This window comes from Streptomyces sp. NBC_00057 (assembly GCF_045041165.1).
Classification (GTDB): domain Bacteria; phylum Actinomycetota; class Actinomycetes; order Streptomycetales; family Streptomycetaceae; genus Streptomyces.
In genome coordinates, this window is the sequence record NZ_CP108256.1 from 1,306,997 (window position 1) to 1,325,529 (window position 18,533).

General features: G+C 68.0%; 14 protein-coding genes and 1 pseudogene. 4 read left to right on the forward strand and 11 right to left on the reverse strand.

Annotated features, from left to right (window positions below):
* Positions 1-127 precede the first annotated feature (127 nt).
* Genes OG953_RS06330 through OG953_RS06355 form a run of 6 tightly spaced genes read right to left on the reverse strand, consistent with a single transcriptional unit; the run spans position 128 to position 5,646 of the window.
* Entirely contained in the window at positions 128-1,357 is a 1,230-nt protein-coding gene (locus OG953_RS06330; protein ID WP_405682959.1) for a cytochrome P450, read from the reverse strand.
* Between the two features lie 58 nt (positions 1,358-1,415).
* Positions 1,416-2,690, reverse strand: coding sequence for a cytochrome P450 (locus OG953_RS06335; RefSeq protein WP_405682960.1), 1,275 nt, complete (start codon positions 2,688-2,690; stop codon positions 1,416-1,418).
* The gene (locus OG953_RS06340; protein ID WP_405682961.1) at positions 2,687-3,295 is read right to left on the reverse strand and encodes a GTP-binding protein; all 609 of its coding nucleotides are present in this window, start codon (positions 3,293-3,295) and stop codon (positions 2,687-2,689) included. Before OG953_RS06340 ends, OG953_RS06335 begins: the two co-directional genes overlap by 4 nt.
* Positions 3,273-3,638 carry a DUF742 domain-containing protein gene (locus tag OG953_RS06345; RefSeq protein ID WP_389999628.1) on the reverse strand — a complete coding sequence of 122 codons (366 nt, stop codon included), beginning with the start codon at positions 3,636-3,638 and terminating at the stop codon, positions 3,273-3,275. The genes OG953_RS06340 and OG953_RS06345 overlap by 23 nt, the downstream gene beginning before the upstream one ends.
* The gene (locus OG953_RS06350) at positions 3,635-4,042 is read right to left on the reverse strand and encodes a roadblock/LC7 domain-containing protein (RefSeq protein ID WP_405682962.1); all 408 of its coding nucleotides are present in this window, start codon (positions 4,040-4,042) and stop codon (positions 3,635-3,637) included. Before OG953_RS06350 ends, OG953_RS06345 begins: the two co-directional genes overlap by 4 nt.
* Before the next feature lie 2 nt (positions 4,043-4,044).
* On the reverse strand, positions 4,045-5,646 hold the full coding sequence (locus OG953_RS06355) for an ATP-binding protein (RefSeq protein WP_405682963.1): 1,602 nt from the start codon (positions 5,644-5,646) through the stop codon (positions 4,045-4,047).
* A gap of 853 nt (positions 5,647-6,499) precedes the next feature.
* Between OG953_RS06355 and OG953_RS06360 the strand changes: the two genes are divergently transcribed.
* Positions 6,500-7,333 carry an RNA methyltransferase gene (locus tag OG953_RS06360; RefSeq protein WP_405691681.1) on the forward strand — a complete coding sequence of 278 codons (834 nt, stop codon included), beginning with the start codon at positions 6,500-6,502 and terminating at the stop codon, positions 7,331-7,333.
* Positions 7,334-7,388: 55 nt separating this feature from the next.
* Here the strand turns inward: OG953_RS06360 and OG953_RS06365 are convergent, their stop codons facing one another.
* The 4 genes and pseudogenes from OG953_RS06365 to OG953_RS06380 form a co-directional block, all read right to left on the reverse strand.
* The gene (locus OG953_RS06365; RefSeq protein WP_405691683.1) at positions 7,389-8,204 is read right to left on the reverse strand and encodes a glycosyltransferase; all 816 of its coding nucleotides are present in this window, start codon (positions 8,202-8,204) and stop codon (positions 7,389-7,391) included.
* Between the two features lie 223 nt (positions 8,205-8,427).
* Positions 8,428-8,931, reverse strand: a pseudogene (locus tag OG953_RS06370) (HAD family hydrolase); the annotation flags it as partial.
* Between the two features lie 532 nt (positions 8,932-9,463).
* On the reverse strand, positions 9,464-10,486 hold the full coding sequence (locus tag OG953_RS06375; RefSeq protein ID WP_405682964.1) for a methyltransferase: 1,023 nt from the start codon (positions 10,484-10,486) through the stop codon (positions 9,464-9,466).
* A 92-nt stretch (positions 10,487-10,578) separates the two neighbouring features.
* A complete protein-coding gene (locus tag OG953_RS06380; RefSeq protein ID WP_405682965.1) occupies positions 10,579-11,424 on the reverse strand; it encodes a methyltransferase domain-containing protein in 846 nt (281 codons plus the stop codon).
* Between the two features lie 979 nt (positions 11,425-12,403).
* Here OG953_RS06380 and OG953_RS06385 point away from each other — a divergent pair.
* The 3 genes from OG953_RS06385 to OG953_RS06395 all read left to right on the forward strand — a co-directional run bounded on the left by OG953_RS06385 (position 12,404) and on the right by OG953_RS06395 (position 17,913).
* A complete protein-coding gene (locus OG953_RS06385) occupies positions 12,404-13,438 on the forward strand; it encodes a methyltransferase (RefSeq protein ID WP_405682966.1) in 1,035 nt (344 codons plus the stop codon).
* Positions 13,439-13,522: 84 nt separating this feature from the next.
* On the forward strand, positions 13,523-15,046 hold the full coding sequence (locus tag OG953_RS06390) for an FAD-binding oxidoreductase (RefSeq protein WP_405682967.1): 1,524 nt from the start codon (positions 13,523-13,525) through the stop codon (positions 15,044-15,046).
* A 77-nt stretch (positions 15,047-15,123) separates the two neighbouring features.
* The gene (locus OG953_RS06395; protein WP_405682968.1) at positions 15,124-17,913 is read left to right on the forward strand and encodes a LuxR C-terminal-related transcriptional regulator; all 2,790 of its coding nucleotides are present in this window, start codon (positions 15,124-15,126) and stop codon (positions 17,911-17,913) included.
* A gap of 41 nt (positions 17,914-17,954) precedes the next feature.
* Here OG953_RS06395 and OG953_RS06400 read toward each other — a convergent pair whose 3' ends face one another.
* Positions 17,955-18,467, reverse strand: coding sequence for a MarR family winged helix-turn-helix transcriptional regulator (locus tag OG953_RS06400; RefSeq protein ID WP_405682969.1), 513 nt, complete (start codon positions 18,465-18,467; stop codon positions 17,955-17,957).
* Positions 18,468-18,533 lie beyond the last annotated feature (66 nt).

An 18,533-nucleotide genomic window follows, 5' to 3' on the forward strand; every position in this document is an offset into this window, starting at 1 on the left:
GGCCCTGTCTCGCTTTCGGTGGTGACGGAGCGTCGCCGGGGGCGTTGTGTACCTTGCCGTCTCCCCGGCGCGCTGCCCGCATCTGGCCTCGGCCACGCCATACCTGGCCGAGGCGGCCGACGACGACTCAGATACCGAGCCGTACGGGCAGGGTCGAGGAACTGTTCGAGAAGAGGGACGGCACCGCGATGAGGGCGTCCGGATCGACTGCCATCGCGAGATCCGGGTACCGCTCGAACACTGCGGGCAGGGCCAACGCAGCCTCCAGCCGCGCCAGCGGCGCACCGAGGCAGAAGTGCGGGCCGTTACTGAAGGCCAGGTGCTTGCGCTGTTTCCGGGTGATGTCGAACCGGTCGGCATCCTCGCCGTGCTGGGCCGTGTCACGCCCCACAGCGCTGAACGGAGCCATGATCGCGTCCCCCTTCGGGATGCGCACCCCGGCGATCTCGACGTCCTCAAGGGGATAGCGGAAGGGGAAGTTCCCAATCGGGGCGTCCCAGCGCAGCGTCTCCTCCACCACGTTCGCCCAGGTGTCCGCGTCGCCCCGTACGGCAATCTCCCGCTGGTCGGGATGGGTCAGCAGCGCGCGCACCGCATTGGTGATCAGGCTCAGGGTGGTCTCCTGCCCTGCCGACAGCATGAGCAGCAGAGTGCCGACCAGCTCCTCCTCGCTGAGCGCGTCGGGGTTCCCGGCACGGGCCGCGATCAACGCGCTGGTGAGGTCGCTTCCCGGCTCACGCCTGCGGCCTTCGACCACCCGCGCCAGCAGTTCGTACTGCTCGATCTGGCTGGCGCTGACCTCCTCGGGCAGCAGATCGGAGCGGAAGATGTTGTCCATCAGCTCCTGCAGGCGGGGACGCTCGTCGGCCGGAACACCGAACAGCTCGCAGATGACCTGCATGGGCACAGGGTGCGCGAAGTGACGGCGGAGGTCGACACTGCCGTCGGCGGCGGCATGCGAAGGCAGGTCATCCAGCAGCTCGTCCACGATCTGCTGGATACGGGGACGCAGTTCCTGGACGCGGCGCGGTGTGAAGGTCTGGGTGACGAGTTTGCGCAGGCGGCGGTGTTCCTGGCCGTCCGAGGTCACCATGTTGGTGACTTTCACCATGCCGATGAGGGGCCAGCCGTCCGAAATCTCGCCTCGGATGATGGCGTTCCAGTTGCGCCAGTCCTTGCTGAAGCGGGGGTCGTTGATCATCTCATTCAGCAAGGTGTGATCCGTCACGGACCAGGCCATCACGTCGCCGGGCAGCTGGACCCGCACCACGGGGCCGAGTTCACGGAGCTTGGCCGCCTCGCCATGATGGTCCGCGCCATGAGGATCCAGAGCGATGACAGGTATATGTGGCGTCATGCCGAACTGCTCCCAATCTCAGGCCCCGCCTTGCGGTGGTCCTGTCGGATACGAGGGTTCATCGACCCGTCCTGGTAGGGATACGGGCCGGTATACGGGCCGCGGAGAACTCCGCGGGCAGCGCGACCGGCACCCTCGTCCAGGGAGAGGGACGCCAGGCCACCTCGTCCGCCGGAATGCCGAGTCTCATGTCCGGCAGCAGATGCAGAGCGGTCTGCACCGCGGTACGAGTGATCAGCCGAGCGGGCACCTGTGCAGGACACACATGCGGGCCGGCCGAAAAGGCCAGATGCGAGCGGTTTCCCCAGCCTTCGTCCGCATCGTCCGGCCGGACCTCGGGATCGTCGTTGGCGGCTGCGTGCCCGAGGATGAGGCAGTCGCCGCGTTGGATGTACTGGCCTCCCAGCTCGGTGTCGTGAAGCGCGTACCGGGCGGGCATGTTGTTCATGGGGGGATCGCGCCACAGCGCCTCGTCGAGCGCGTCATCCACTCCGAGCCTCCCGCCGCGCAGGCGGGCGGCGAAACGCGGATCGGTGAGCATGAGCCGGAGCGTGTGCGAGATCCAGGCGGTGACCGTCTCGTTTCCTGCGGAGATCATCACGACGATGGACTGCAGGCGCTCCGCCTCGTTGCGCAGGTTGGGGTGGTTGATGAAGACCGTCGTCATGTCGTCGGTCGGATTGCTCCGCCGCTCGCGCACCGTATCGAGGAGGATCTGCTCGAAGTTGCGGTTGCCGGCCTGGGAGTCCACCGCGCTGCCGAACAGAGCGATGAGCGCGTCGAGCAGTTCCCGGCCCTCTTCGCTGTCCAGGCCGAACAACGAAGCAAGCGACAGCATCGGCACGATCGTGGCGTATTCGTTGACCAGATCAGCGCTGCCACGCTCGGAGAACGTCGCGATCAGATCCGTGCACAACGCCTCCACCTCACGACGCACCCTGCGCTGGTCTATCCGCGCGATCCCGTCGTCGAGAGGCTTGCGCAGCCGCCGGTGTTCGGGGCCGTCGGCTCCGATGACATTGGCACGCCATCCCATCATCGGGAGGAGCCCCGAATGCGGTGAGACGACCCCCTCGTTCAGGTCGCGCCAGTTACGGGCGTCGCGGGAGTAGAGCTGCTCCTGCCGGGTGATGACCAGCAGTTCCCGGTAGCCCATCACCAGCCAGGCAGGCACTCCCGGCTCCAGCTCGACCTTCGCGACGCTGCCCCACTCCTCGCGGAGCCTGCGGTAGACCGCACGTGGGTCGGACGAGCCGACGACTGCGGACAGCGGAAGCAGTCCGGTGCCGTGCTGTGCGTGCGCCGGGCACCCCGGCGGCGGCAGAGTGCTCATGAGGCCGTCTCCAGGGTGCGCGCCGCATGGGTGCCCGATACGTGTTCCACCAACCTGATCAGGGAATCGACCGATGCGGCGCGGTCGCGCGCGTCGCAGGTCACTATGGGTGTCTCGGGCAGCAGATCGAGCGCACCGCGCAGTTCCTCGTCGGTGTAGCGCTCGCTGTCCGGGAACTGATTGATCGCGACCGCGAACGGGAGCCCGCGGATCTCCAATTGCTCCAGTACGTCGAAACTCTCCTCCAGTCTGCGGGTATCGATCAGCACGAGCACACCGAGGGCGCCCTCGGCCAGCCCTTCCCACAGATTCCAGAACCGCCGCTGTCCAGGCGTACCGAACAGATAGAGGACCAGTCGCGAGCTGAGCGTGACACGGCCGAAGTCCATGGCGACGGTGGTGGTCGTCTTGTCGCTCAGACCGGCCAGTTCGTCGACCCCCACGCTCGCCGCCGTCATCACCTCCTCGGTGCGCAGCGGTTCGATCTCGCTGACGGATCCGACGAGCGTGGTCTTGCCTACGCCGAACGCGCCCACGACGAGGATCTTGACGGCCTGCTGCACCGTGTCGGGCAAGTAGCGGTCAGCGGAACCGACGGAGACCATCCAGTACCTCCTGTAGCAGTTGCTTATCGGGCAGGGCGGCCCGTGGAACACCGGAGCGTGCGGACAGATGCCCGCTGTCGACGAGGTCGGACGCCAGCACCCTCACCAGGCTGACCGGCAGCCCGAGATGAGCGGCGGCCTCCACGAGGGACAGCAGCTGCGCGCACATGCGCACGAGGGCGATCTCTTCCCTGGTCGCGGAAACAGGGAGGGCCCGTAGGGGGTCCACCGCCACGAGGAGCGTCTCGACGCCGATCGTGTTACGGGTTGGCCGGGAGCGCCCCTTCGTGATCACGTACGGGCGTAACGCACCGTCCGAGAACCCCTCTCCCGGCCCGCTCACGCGGGGCCCTGGCGCGGCGGGCTGCTGAGATTGCGCGCCCCGATCTTCATCACCTGCGCCTGCATCTGCCGGGCGACGAGCTTCGGGTCGATCACGGGGCCCGTCACGACGGCGAGATGTGCTCCGTCGGCACTGCGCATAAACAGGAAACCGCCGTCGAACTCCACCATCTGCTGGTGCACGGCGCCGCCGTCCTCGCCGAACTCCCGTCCGAGACCGCGGCCGAGGGACTGAAGACCCGAGCAGCTCGCCGACAACCGGTCGGCGGAGTCGCGGTCCATGCCCTCCGAGTTGGCCAACAGCAGACCGTCGGAACTGAAGACGATCGCCAGCCGTACGCCGGGCACTGCGGCGACTTCGGAGATCATCCAGCCACGCTGCTCCGGGTTCTCCACGTAATTCATGCTCACATCTGTCCTTCCGAGGAACCGGGGGTGGCGGAGGAGTCGTACGGGGGGTCGTGACCGGGAGCGGAGCCGGATGCGGGGGACGTGGTCCGGCCGCCTTCGAAGAATTGCCCCATCCAGTCGCCGGCGTCCTCGGGCGAACCCGGCGGAATGACAGCGGTCGGCGCCTCCTCCACCGCGGGGACGTATCCGTCACGTCGAGACCTGCGCTGGGGCAACCGGTGGTGACGTGCGGCCGGACCATCGGTGGCAGGCGGGAGCGAACCGGACCGGTCCGCCTCCCGGGGCGGCTCGGGCGACGGGGCGGGTTCGGACGCCGGAGCCGGGGCTTGCGCAGGAACGGTGCGGTCGGGGGCGGCCGGGGTGACGTCGGCGGAGGGCACGGCCGGTGATGGTGACGGCGGAGCGGGCGGCGGCGTGGGAAGCACCCGCCCGCCGGGCGCTCCGGCGGGCGCGAGGGTCTTCAGGAGCTCCAGCGGCACGAGGATCACCGCGCGGACACCTCCGTACGGCGACGGACCCAGATCGACGCTGAGACCGTGCCGGTGGGCGAAGCGGCCGACGACCGCGAAGCCGGTCTGCGGGATCTCGCCGACATCACCGACGCCGAGAAGGCGGCGGCCCGAGACGATGTCACGTGCTTCGGCCAGCCGGTGCTCATCCAGGCCTAGGCCGCCGTCATCCACCTCGATGACCGCACCACGCTGCACGGTCCGCACCGTGACGGGCACGCTGGTCCTCGGCGGTGAGTACTCGGTCGCGTTGGCAAGCAGCTCCGCGATGAGATGGATCAGTGGTTCGACCACCGATGCGGCGATGCCGACATCCGGGTCACCGGTGACCTCGACACGCTTGAACGAGACGATCCGGCCCGAGGCGGCCCGCACCACATCGACCAGCGCCAGCGGCTTCTGCCACTGCTGGCCGGGCCACTCCCCGCACAGCACCTTGAGACTCTGGGCGTGTCGCGCCTGCTGAGTTGCCGCGTGGTCCACATGCATGGTGGCCTCGAGCAGGTCTGCGTCGCCCGGGTGACGCTCCGCCACACCCGTGATCGTCGCCTGAATTCGGTGTGCCGAGGTCTGGACTCTGCTCGCCAGCTCGACCAACGCGATGCGCTGCGACTCCTCGCGGTTGTCGATCGCATCGGACACATCCGTGAGCAGCCGGTCGAAGCGCTTGGAGAGCTCCCGGACGAGTGGCTCTGAACTGTCCCGCGATGCGGGAATCCCGCTCCTGCCGAGAGCGGCAGGTAACCGCTCTTCCAGGAGGAACTCCGCCTCCTGGAGCGTCGCTTCGGACTGCGTACGTACATATGTGTGCCAGTCAGCATCACGGCGTGCGGTTTCCGCCTCACGCTCACGTATCTCGGCACCCAGGCGGGTGGCTTCGGCCACGCTCGCTCGGTGCTGCCTGCGCAGGTGCACGAGGCAGGCGAAGACCAGCAGAAAAGCCACGACGTATGCCACGGTCGCGGTCACGCCGACGCCTGCGATGGGCACCACGGCTCCTGAGAAGGCAAGGAGTGTGAGTACGAGAGACGCCACCCAAAGGCCGTTGCTCCTAAGGGGTTTGACAATGGACGCGGGGGAACGGGCCATGGAAAACCTTTGATTCGGCAATAAGTCGATGTCTGGTGGAAGCCAGGCGTCGGACATCAAGCGATGTGCGGTGGGGGGAGGACCGGGCGGGTGGCAGCACGGGGGTCCGCAGACCCGGGCGACCTGTCGGCATCGCCCCGGTTCGTCATCGTCTTCATGAGAGGAACCACTCCCGCACAAGAGGTTGTCTGAAGATCGTATCTTCGATCCGCTTCGGTGGAAGTGCTGGCCGGGCATGAACAGCCATGGCCCCCTTCCCGCTTGGGCGCGCTGCGCCACAGCTCACGCCTTGCAGGGCGGCAATCAGGGCTTCGGCATAGTCGCCTGGCATCCGGTTCATGACGAAGTGCCAGGTCGGCTGGGTTCCGGGAGCAAGAGCAGGCACAGGCTTCCGAGATCACGAGTTCTCGACGCCCCGTGACCTCGGTGGAAGACCGCGCCTGCCGACGCATCATCGCCGATCCCGTCCGCGCTTGACCAACTGCGCGAGCATCCCGAGGCCGAGCCCGGCAAGGTTCCCGGCCTGCTGAAGTGGGTGGCCGCGGTGCCCGACCCGCGCCATCCGCGCGGTGTGCGGCACGCCTTGTCGGCATGGAGCTTGCCGGGTTTATGGTTCCAGCCGCGGTGGGGGTCGTGTCTCGATCGGAGACCGGCCACCATGGGTTTCAGACCTTGCCTGTCATGGGTGTTGGCGGCGGAGACGCCGACGACCAGGGGCAGTTCGGCCGATTCCGACAGGACATGGCGCACACGCACGGCCATGGCGCGGGTCCGTGTAACCTGCTGGTGCCCCGGTGCAGTGTTCCACCTGAGCCAACAGGAACGCGACGATCATCTTCGGCTTGGAGGACGGGTGGCAGTACAGCGGATCACGACCCGCAATGCCCGTTTCCAGCAACTGCAGACGCTGCTCGGCAACCGCAACAAGCGAGGGCGCGCGAAGGAGTTCCTGGTCCAAGGCGTACGGCCGATCACGATGGCCATGGAGCATGGCTGGACCATTCGTTCCCTGCTCTACGACGCCGGCCGCCCGCTCTCACGCTGGGCTGAGGATCTGCTGCGCGGAAACCGCACCGAGCGCGTCGCGATGGCTCCGCAGCTGCTCGCGGAACTCAGCGAAAAGGCCGACGGAGCTGCGGAAGTCCTGGCCGTGGTCGAGATGGCGCCGGACCACCTGTCGCGGATCAAGGTCCATAACGAATTCCTCGGTCTCGTCTTCGACCGGCCGACGCAGCCCGGCAACATCGGCAGCATCGTGCGTTCGGCCGACGCCTTCGGCGCCGACGGGCTCATTGTGACGGGACACGCGGCGGACCCGTACGACCCCAAGTCTGTACGTGCCTCCACAGGGTCTTTCTTCGCCGTGCCCGTGGTCCGAAGCCAGTCGCACCTCGAGGTCATGGAGTGGCTGGAGAAGGAGCGCGCCCAGGGGCGGCCGGTGGCCGTCGTCGGCACGGACGAGCACGGTGATGCCGATGTCTCGGAGTTCGACATGACCCAGCCGATTCTGCTATTGATCGGCAATGAGACGGCGGGGCTGAGCGCGGCATGGCGTGAGCTCTGCGACCACGTGATCAGCATTCCGATGACGGGCTCAGCCAGCTCCCTGAACGCTTCGAACGCCGCCACCGTCGTGCTCTACGAGGCGGCCCGCCAGCGCATCGCTGCAGGTAAGCGCCCGCACTGATCTGCCCCCAAGAGCTTGATCGAGTGTCAGCGCGGACGCGGTGTCCGTCACTCTGTCACTCGGTACCGAACGGCCCCTGTGCTGGCTGGGACAGCACGAGAAGGGCCCGGGCATCTGCGATCAGTTGGGCGCGCTGCTGCGGACCGACTTCCCCTATGCAGTCGACGGTGTGAGGGTACTGGCCGACCAGGATGTTGAAGTAGTCCTTCTCCCACGCCGGCCCGGCGATCCTCAGCGGCAGCCCGGCTGCGGCGGCGAACGCGGCTGCCTCGTGTACTCCCTTGTGGCGAGAGACCCTGCCGATGTACAGCAGGTAGTCCTGCTTCGCGATGCTGAACTCGCAGTGGTCGGCATCGACCGGAAGCCTGATCACCGGTGCGTGTGAGGAGCCTGCTTGTCGGTGCTGGGCTTCGGAGACGTAGATGCAGTTGACGGGCACGGCCGGGACCCCGGTGAGGTGGTGCGTACCAACAGTGGGGAGCGCGAGGTATGGCGGGAGCATCACCCCGTCGGAGTGGTCGTGGACAACGTCCACCGCATGCTCCGCGAGCGTCGTGGCGACGGACCACGGGCGGTGGTGCCCCTGGAGGTGGGCAGTGATCCGGGTTCCGGTGATGTGTGCCCCGGCGGTCAGAGCGTCGCGCATCTCCTTCAGGGCGTAGGCCGTTGGGGTGATGTCGTCGTCGAGGAAGATGATGTGCCGCGTCGTCGCCTCCTTCATGGCCTTGTTGCGACTGTGGGCGAGCCCTTGGTTCGTCTCGTTGCAGATCACGCGGAGACGTGACGGAGAAGGCCAGGCGTCGTGGGTCAGCGTGGGCAGGTGCTGCGCGGGCATGTCCGCGATGATCAGGAGGCGGTCCCGGGGGCCCATCGTCGGAGTGGCGCGGGCGATTGCACCCACGCAGCACGTGGGCCAGGTCTCCGAGGCCGGCGATCGCCCAGTGCCCCGCGCTCCTCCCTCTGTGGCTGCGCTGGGCTCGCAATTGGCGGTAAGCGTCCACGATCTCGGGAGCGGTGCCGGTGGGCGTGCTCCAGCCGCTGTCCACGTCTACGATCCTTGCCGAGCAGCCCAGGGCGAGGGCTGGAGTGGCGTCGTGATCGGGCCGGTCGCCGATGACCACAGTGTGTTCCGGCCTCCAGCCCAGCTGGTCCAGTGCCCACTGGAAGAGGCGGGGGTCGGGTTTGGCATAGCCGACGAGGGAGTCGAGCAGGACGAGTTGGACCTGGTGCTCGATGCCGAGGTCGCGCAGGGCGGTGAGGCGTTCCGGAGGCTGGTTGGCAACGAGGCACACCTCGTACTCCCCGGTGAGATGGGTGAATGCGTCGACGGCACCACGGATGGGCTGGACGAGCGAGGTCCAGCGCTCGCGGACTCGCTGCCAGCGGTTCGTGCCGTTCGGCAGGAAGAGGCTGGGCGGCGGCGAGCCTGGCTCGCGGTTCTGGTAGAAGTCGCGCATCGCTTGATGGAAGGCGTCCACGGTGAGGTCGGGATCGTCCGCCTGCGCGAGCTCCCAGACGTCCTGGAGCCAGGCGAGATCGAAGGGTTCGTCGTAGTGGAGGACTCCGCCGACATCAATGGCGAGGGTGCGAGCCGTCATGACGTAACCACCCGTCCGGAGGCCCAGGTGAACCACTCGGGCTTGTCTGCGCCATCGTGTTCGATACTGAGGGACGTCGTGGGGTCCAGAGGTCCGTGCTCTCGGGCCCAGGCCGCGGTGTGCCGCAGTCCTTCCACGAGCGCGGTGTCGGTCCAGTCGCCGAGCGTCTTACGGGCGAGGCTGTTGTCGGCGTCGACGCGCTGAAGACAGCCGCCGGCCGCGGGCTGCTCAAGGAGGGCTGCATCGCACACTCGGACCGCGGGTGTGATCTGTGGATTTCGCGGTAGGACCTGCGGTCGCCGCACCGGCCCTCCCTGTCCACCTTTGCCGCCGGAGGCAAGCAGGGGCATGGGATGGGCCCTACCAGATGGGCGGTGTGGGCGTTACGGGCGATATCTTGACGCTGAAATGACGCTCCGGACGTTCATTTGACGCACGTTCTGATGAGCCCCCAGGGCATCCCCCTGACGGAAGGGCCGCCCTGGCGGCGTGCCCGGTCGGCCTGTGGCCGGCCGGGCATTGCGACGACTTCCTACTGGGCGACCGCCTCGATGACGCTGTGCCCGCGCGTGGTGGCCATGCCCGGGTCGTCCCACACGCGCCGGATCTTGAACCCCGACGATTCCAGCAGCTCGGTCCACTCGCTCTCCGTGCGTTCCCTGCCCCCGAGGACAACCAGCATGAGGAGGTCTCCCAGCACGCTCCGCAGGTCGCCCTCGGCGGGCCGCAGGATGCTCTCGACCAGGATGAGCCGTCCGTGCGCGGGCATGGACGCCCGTACTCTCCGCAGGATTTTCGTGGCGTTCTCGTCGTCCCAGTCGTGCAGCACCCGGGACAGAATGTACACGTCTCCGCCGGTGGCGACCGTGTCGAAGAAGCTCGCCCCGACCAGAGCGCACCGGTCGGTCACATCGGCCAGGTTCTCCTCGGCCTGCTGGACGGTCTCGGGCAGGTCCTGGAGTACGCCGTTCATCTCCGGGTGGCGGGTGAGCACCGATGCGATCAGCCTTCCGTCGCCACCGCCGACATCGACGACCGTCCCGCAGTCACCGAACTCGTAGAGCTCCAGTGCCGCGACAGCGGCCGGCATGGTGGCGCCCATGGCGCGGTTGAAGACGCGCGCTTCCTCGGGGTTGGCAGCGAGGAATTCGAAGTAGTTCATGCCGAGTGCCTTGTCGAAGGCGGGGCGCCCGGTCCTGACGGTGTGCAGCACGTCCGCCCAGGCACGGAAGACGGCGCCGCTCTGCAGGAGCACCCCGTCGCGGAACCCGTCGGCGGCGTCCTGTTCGAGGGCCTTGCCGGAAGGCTGCAGGGTGAAGGACTTCCCGGGGTGTTCCGCCAGCATGCCGAGCGCCGTGAGTGCCCGGCAGAAGCGATAGAGGGCGTCCTCGTCGCTGTTGGTCGCCTTCGCGATCTCCCCGACACCCATGGGCTCGTCGCCCAGCAGATCCGCGAGGCCCAAGTGCGCGGCCACATAGAGCGTCTGGCCTATCCACGGGCCGGATGCGTGGTACATCTCCCGGAGATCCGGGCCTTCTCGGGTATCGGTAGGCATGCTTTCCTCCAATGGAGCCGACTGCTGTCCTGGCGTTGCGCTGTTCCGCCTCGCGAGCCGGCGTCCTCCGGCCGCGTCGCTCGAATCGGGCTTCAGGCGTCGTTCCCGGGGAGTTCGGCGACCACCACGAGGTAGCCGAGTTCCCACACCTCGATGAGGTCCGACAGGTCGAGATCGTCGGCCATTTCGGAGCCGAGCGTGTCGTCGATGTGGTCCTTGTCGTGATTGATGCGCCGGGCGATTCCTTCGAGGGTCCGCTTCATCACTTGCTCGCTGATGTCGGAGGCCTCGACGAGACGCAGGCCGGCTTCGCGCACGAGCTGCGGGTAGTCGTCGATGGTCACCATGGGACCCATGACCCAGTTCTTGTAGAACTTCTCCACGGCCGTCTGCTTCCGCTCCGGAATGGGGGCGCGCTCGAAGAAGTCGGTCAGCACGATCCGGCCGCCGGGCCGGAGCACCCGGGATATTTCCCGCAGCACCTGGAGGCGGTCGGGCATGTGGATGATCGACTCCAGCGCCCATACGGCGTCGAAGGAACCGTCCTCGAAGGGCAGGGCCGCCGCGTCCGCATACTGGAACGAGACACGGTCGGCCAGCCCCGCCGAGGCCGCGCGAACACCGGCTCGTTTCACTTGCTCATGACTGACCGTAATGCCGATCACGGTGCTTCCGGTTGCCTTTGCGAGGCGCATCGCAGGCGTTCCCATTCCGCATCCGACATCGAGTACCCGATTTCCCCGAAGGGCCCCGAGCTTCTCGATCATGAGCTCCGTGAAACGCTCTTCGGCGCGTTCCAGCGACCAGGCGTCCGCGGGATTGTCCCAATACCCGAAGTGCAGGTTGTGGTCGCCGCTGAAATTGTCCGACTCAAAGCCCGCCATTTGGTCGTACAGTGTTCCGACTTGTTCGGCGGCAGTGATTTCTGCATGAGACATGCGCTTCTCCGTCCCGATGTGTCAGAAGTGCCGGCCAGAATATTTCGACCACGGCCGCCCCCATTTGCTCTGGGCATGCGGCTTCGGCTGATCGGCCGAGCGTCTCGGGGAACATTAGCAACCGGACTTCCGATCGGGCAAGATAATTCTGATTCCGCAAGTGTTTCGGTGTTTGTTTCGGTGGTCCACGGATGACATGCATTCTCCGCTTCATATTCGGGCCACGGAGGCCGGATCGGGGTCCCCCGGTCCGCCGGCGCGCATCTCGGACCCCGGCGGCGCCGCAGCCCGTCCGGCGGACCGCCGACGCTGTCACATCCCTGTCCATAGGCAGGTTGGCCTGGCGTGTGGGTGGTCTGCCGCGCTGTGCACAGGTGGCGCATACGCACTGCCGCACGGATCGCGTCGAGCGGCTTGTCCGAGGTGGCCGCGCCGCGCATCGTGATTTCGGCCATATGTGGCTGACACTCGGCCATGGGGGTGGCGTGAAATCGAACGCGATGCTTCACTCGTTGGCCGACGGGGGCGTTGAAAAAGTAGGCCCGTCCGGATACCGGGTGAATAGCGTTCTCGTATGTGATTGTCTGTTTCGGTCGGAAGATTCAGCAACGGGGGGCGTAGTGCTGTATACGGGGGCTTCCAGGGGTTCTTTTCCCTGTGACAGTAAACTGCCGAGACGCGAGTGGTGTCATTCGGCGTCGAGCGGGAACTCTGATCGGCATGCGCAATAAGTGAACCGGGCGTCAATCCCGGATCGGCGCCGGTATCTTTCGCAGTGTTCCGAACTGTCGTTCCCTGTGGGCGATTCGGCCTGCCCAGGCCCTTGATTGCCCGGTGAATCGACCCTGTTCGGCCGCCTCGGAGCAGGCCATTCTCCCGGACGACGCCGTCCGGTCAGCCGGTGTTTCGTTCGCATGCTCCGTGCATTCATGTCAGAACACGTGATTCCTACCCAAAGCCCCGCTTAAGGAGAAAGATCGTGCCTGCACTCACGCCGTCTCAGGATCCGGATCTCATGCAGCTGTACCACATGGGAGGTCCCTGGATCGGGCAGACGATGTACGTCGCCGCCGAGCTCGGGCTTGCCGACCATCTGGGGTCGGAACCGAAGCCGGTCGCCGAACTCGCCACCGTCACCGAGGCGAACGAGGACGTGCTGTACCGGTTCTGCCGCGTCCTCTCCGCCATGGGCGTCCTGCACGCCCACCCCGACAAGCACTTCTCGCTCACCGAGGCGGGTGCCATTCTGCGCAGTGATGCGCCCGGCGGCTTCCGCTACGGGGTCATGCTCCAGAGCGGTGCCTGCTTCCGCGCCTGGACCGAGGTGATGCACACGGTCCGCACCGGCAAGCCGGCCTTCGACAAGGTGCACGGCGCCGCGTACTACGACTACCTCGAAGCCAACCCGGCGGAGAACGAGCTGTTCAACCGCACCATGGGCGTCACCTCCCTGGCTCCGGCCATCGCCGCCCTCAATCGGTACGACTTCACCGGCATCAAGAGCGTTGTCGACGTCGGTGGTGGCGTCGGCACCCTGCTGGCCGCCGTCCTCAAGCTGAACCCCGAGATGACAGGGGTCGTGCAGGATCTCGCGACCGTGACCGCCGAAGCACCCGGCCACCTCGCCGAAGAGGGCGTCCAGGACCGTGTCGAGGTGGTCAGTGGAAGCTTCTTCGACTCGGTCGTGCCCGGCGCGGACGCCTATGTGCTCTCCCGGGTGCTGCACAACTGGAGTGACGAGGACTGCCTGAAGATCCTCGGCCGCATCCACGAAGCGATGCCGCCGCACGCCAAGCTCATCGTCGTCGACAGCATTGTCCGTGAGGGGGGCGGCCTGCACCCCAGCGTGCTCGCCGATCTCTTCATGATGGTCATCCTCGGCGGCAAGGAGCGCACCGAGCAGGACTGGCGCGAACTCCTCGACACAGCGGGCTTCCGGATGACCCAGGCCGTCCAGGCCGAGAACGCCGGCGACACCCTCGTCCACGCCCTGGTCGAGGCCGTCCGGCGCTGACCCGGCGGAGCCCCCCGCGGCCCTCGTCCGCCGCGCCCATTTCCATCCGCACAACTGGACATGTACCGGAGAAGAGGCATTCACATGGTTTCCCGACGAGCATTCATCCGCACGGGGGCGACGGCGACGCTTGCGGCCGTGGGCATGACGACCGCACTGCCCGCTGTCTTCGCCCACGCCGCAGGCGAACCCAGCTGGGCGCTGCTCCAGAAGCGTCTGAGCGGCACTCTCGTGCTGCCCTCCGACGCGGCGTACGCCGCCGCGAAGCAGCTCTCGTGGACCGAGTACGACACCATGCGGCCGGCGGCTGTCGCCTACTGCCAGTCGGACGCCGATGTGAGCGCCTGTCTGAAGTTCGCCCAGGCCAACGGGATTCCCGCGACAGCACGCAGCGGCGGACACAGCTTCATGGGCTTCTCGCTGACCACGGGGCTCGTCATCGACGTGTCCCGGCTCAACAGCGTCACGGCCGCCGGCAACAAGGTGACCATGGGCGGCGGAGCGCTCCAGATCGATACGGTCAGCAGCCTGTCCGGTACGGGACTCGCACTGCCCGGCGGTCTCTTCCCGACCGTGGGCGCCGGCGGCTTCATCCAAGGTGGTGGACTCGGATGGCAGACGCGGTTGCTCGGCATGGCCTCCGACACCCTCGAATGCGCCCGCGTCGTGCTGGCCGACGGCAGCGTGGTCATGGCCTCGCCGACCCAGAACGCCGATCTCTTCTGGGCGTTGCGCGGGGGTGGCGGCGGCAACTTCGGGATCGTCACCATGTACCGGGCGGAAGCGACCGCCGTGCCCGCCCTCTCGCGGTTCAGCCTCAGCTGGTCCTGGGACCAGGCCGCCGACGTCCTGACGGCCTGGCAGCAATGGGCCATCGCGGGCCCGCGGCAGCTCAGTTCCGGGCCGGTCCTCGCGCTCTTCGACGCCGCGTCCGGCAACACCCCCACGGTGGGTGTGTCCGGTGTCTGGCTGGGCGCTCCCGACGGCCTGGCGTCGCACCTGGACACCCTGGTCGGGGAGGTGGGGCACGCCCCGACGGCCCGCACCGTGGACGACTCCAGCTACACCGACGGAATGCTGGCCCTGTACGGCTGCGCCAACCTGACGGTGCCGCAGTGTCACCTGCCGGGCACCTCGGGAGAGGGACAGGTCCCCCGCTTCGGCTGGTCGTTCGACCGCAGCCGCCTCTTCAGTGATGCCATACCCGCCTCGGGCATCGATGCCCTGCTCACCGCCTTCGACGCGGACCGGGCTGCCGGACACTCCCGGTTCATACGCACCATCGTCCTCGGCGGCCGCGCGAACGATCCCGGCCGCACCGACACCGCGTACGTCCACCGCGACTCCGAATTCATCATGAGCATCGCCACGGGTCTGCCCACGGGAGCGCCGCCCGAGGCCGATCGGACCGTCGCGCGGAACTGGGCCGGCAAGGTGTTCAACGCGGTCAATCCCCACTCGAACGGCGAGAGTTACGTCAACTACCTCGACCGCGTGCTGCCCGACTGGGCGGACGCCTACTACAAGGAGAACCTGACCCGGCTGAGGGAAGTGAAGAAGCACTACGACCCGAACAACTTCTTCCGGTTCGCGCAAAGCATCAGCTGACTTCCCGCGGTGGCCGGCCCAGGCGGGGCCGGCCACCCGTGCGGCCGGGGTGACAGGAACTAACGTCCGGGAGAGTCGTGCAACACATCTTGGTAGAACGTTGGTCGGAGTTACTGGTTCTCAATCGCACCGTCGACACCCTGTGCCAGGGGACCGGCGACCTCTTCATGATCGAAGGGGGCTGCGGCATCGGCCGCACCGCCCTGTTGCTGGAACTCGAAAAGATCGCCTCCGCACGCCAGTTGGCCGTCTGCACGGCGCGGTGCAGCACGATGGAGGCCGATTTTCCCTTCGGAGTGATGCACCAGCTCCTGGAACCGCACCTGTCCACCCTGGCGGTGGGAGACTCCGAAGCGGCGCGTTCCGCCGCCGAGCTGCTGCGGACCATGGATTCCGACGAGGGCGTGAACGACGTCCACGTCCTCAACGCGATGCTCGGGGCCATCCGGAGCCTCGCCGAACGGGCTCCGGTCGTGCTGGCCGTCGACGACCTGAACTTCTGTGACGCACCCTCCCTGCACGTCCTCGCCTACGCCGCCCGGCGCCTGAAGGGATGGCCGGTCGCGATCGTGGGCACCCGCCGGCACGGTGAGCCGGTCGCCGCTCCGGCCATGCTGGCGGCACTTCAGGAGGCTGGTGAGTGGACTGTGCTGCACCCGGCCCCACTGACCGCAGCCGGCACCAGGGAACTGGTCGACGGCACCCTCGGCCGCACGCCCGTCTCGGTGGTGGAGGAGGTGCACGAACTGACCGGGGGCAACCCCATGCTTCTCGACACGGTGCTCAGGGCCTTCCTCGGCCCGCACCGGGAATCCGTGGGGATCGACCGGTCCCCGGGCATGCTGGAGACCCTCGTCGGACTCACCATCAGGTCCCGGCTCTCGCACCTGCCCGCCGAGGTGCCGAGAGTCGCGGAGACCCTGGCCCTCCTGGAGGGAGAGGTCGACGCCGCGCTCACCGCCGAGGCCGCCGGTCTGCCGGAGGGCAAAGAAGCCGGGGGCTTGGCCGTGCTGACCGGCATGGGGCTGCTGACCGACGCCGCCCGGCCCACCTACATCCACCCCGTCGTGGGCAAGTCGCTGCGGCGACTGCCCGAGGCCGTCGAACCGGAGTACGTGCGCCGCCGCGCGGCCGAGGCCCTGCACCGGCGCGGCGCCCCGTCGGCCGAGGTGGCCCGGCATCTGCTCCGTACAGGGCCGACGGGGACCGAATGGGCTCCCGAACAGCTGCGTGCCGCGGCCACGGAGGCAGTGAACGAACGCGACCCCGCCCGGGCCCACGCACTCCTGCGGCGCGCACTGGAGGAGACACTGCCGGACGAGCTGCGCGACGAGATCCAGGCCGCCCTCGACTGCGTCGAACTGATCACGGATCCGTACGGTCTGCTGCCCCGGCTCCGGGCGCGCCTGGCCATACCGCTGCCCCCCCACACCCGGGTGCGTACCGTCCTCGCCTACGCCCAGGGACTCCTGCGGACGCATCAGGTCGAGGAGTCCGCGGACACCCTTGAGGAGTGTCGCGCCGGCATCGCCGCCCTGCCGCCCTCCAGACAGCGGGAGGCACTGCTGCGTCAGATCGACAGCGCCGAGGCGATGACGGCGCTGTTCGGCTCGTCCGCCGCGGCACAGATCACCGACCTGCTCGCGAAGCTCCCCGACTGGGGGAGCTGCAGCCGACTGCACCGGATGTCCTTGGAGAGTCTGCGGGCCGCCATCGACGTGCGGACCTCGGCCAAGGCGGTTACCAGCGCCCTGGACGAGGCGCTCGCGGCCCACCTGCGCACCGGCCAGGAACCGCTGTCGATGCCGTACACGGCGTTCACCCTCCTCTGGGCCGAACAGCTGGAATGTGTCGACCAGTGGTGCGACGCGATGCTGACCGGGAGGGGGACGGGCAGCCTGTCCACCACCGTTGTCGCGCTGGCTCTGCGGTCCTCCTCGCGGCTGGAGTCCGGGCGGCTGGAGGGAGCGGAACGCGACGCCCGGCAGGCGCTGGACCTCCTCGGCGAGCAGGGTGGCGCGGACCCGGTGCAGTCCCTGGTGCTCGCCCCGCTGCTGAAGGTGCTCACCGAACTCGACCGCACCGATGAGGCCATGACCCTGCTGGAGGCCCGTGGCTGCGCGGGAGAGCTCCCGGATCTCTGGCCGCACACCATGGTTCTGGAGGCGCGCGGGCGGCTGAGGGGAGCCCAGGGCGACATCGAGGGCGCCCTGGAGGACCTGATGGAGAGCGGCCGCCGGATGGAGGCGTGGGGGACGGTCAATCCCGCCGTCTCACGGTGGCGCTCCGAAGCGGCGTTCATGCGGAACCAGCTGGGAGACGTCATCGGCGCACTGAGCCTGGTGGAGGAGGAACTACGCGTGGCCCGCCTGTGGGGCACCACGCGCACCATCGGCGTGGCCCTGCGGGCCAAGGGCCTCATTCTCGGCGGCCCGGAAGGGACGGCCGCGCTGGCCGAGGCGGTGGAGCTGCTGGGATCCGGGCCGGCCCGCCTGGAGGAGGCGTACGCCGCGGCAGGTCTCGGAATCGTGCAGCGACGCGGGAACAACAGACGTGCGGCACGGGAGTCGCTCCGGCGTGCCTTGGCACGCGCTCAGCAGCTCGGCGCGGTGCGCCTGGCCTCGCGCGTCCACGCGGAACTGCTCGCCGCCGGCGGTCTGCCCAGACGGTGCGAGCACTTCGGTGCCAAGGCCCTCACTGCCAGCGAGTACCGGGTGGCCCAGCTCGCCGCTGTCGGCCGGACCAACGGCTCGATCGCCCGGGAGCTCTTCGTGACCAGACGTACCGTCGAGACGCATCTGACCAGGGCCTACCGCAAGCTTGGCATCCAGAGCCGTTCCGAGCTGGGCGGCGTGCTCCCGGCATGAGCCGGCGCCGGCACGGCCGACGCCCGGCATCCGGTCGGCGGTCAGGGCTGGGGCGGGGCGCAGGCGTTGTCCTGCTGCCGGCCGTTCTCGATGCGCACGACCGGTGCGCCGGCGAGCCGTCCCAGGACGGTGCGCAGTGCGTTCTGGGCGGCCGGGTCCAGGTCGGCGAGCAGGCTGTTCTCGATCGCCTCGACGTCGTCGCGTGCATCGTCGAGGACGCGCCGGCCCGTATCGGTCGCCTCGACGATGCGGGCCCGCCGGTCGGCGGGGTCGGGGCGGCGCCGGACCAGCCCGGCCGCCTCCAGTTCATCGAGGACGAGGACGAGCTTGCTCTTGTCGACCGAGACGGCCTGGGCGAGGGCGAGCTGGCTCCTTGTGGGCGCGTCGACGATTGCCATCAGCACCGTGTAGCCCCACAGGGTCATGCCGTGCTTGCGCACGGCCGAGGTCTCCGCGGTGGCGAGCCCCTGCTTGAGCCGGGCGAACAGCCAGTGGAGATCGCTGCGGAGCAGGCTGCCCGACGCCTGGTCGTCGGGGGGAGTGGTGAGGGACATGTCAGCAGAATACCAAAGGGCCAAAATCGTCTTGACTTGAGATTATCTTGGCATAGTCTGGTCTCG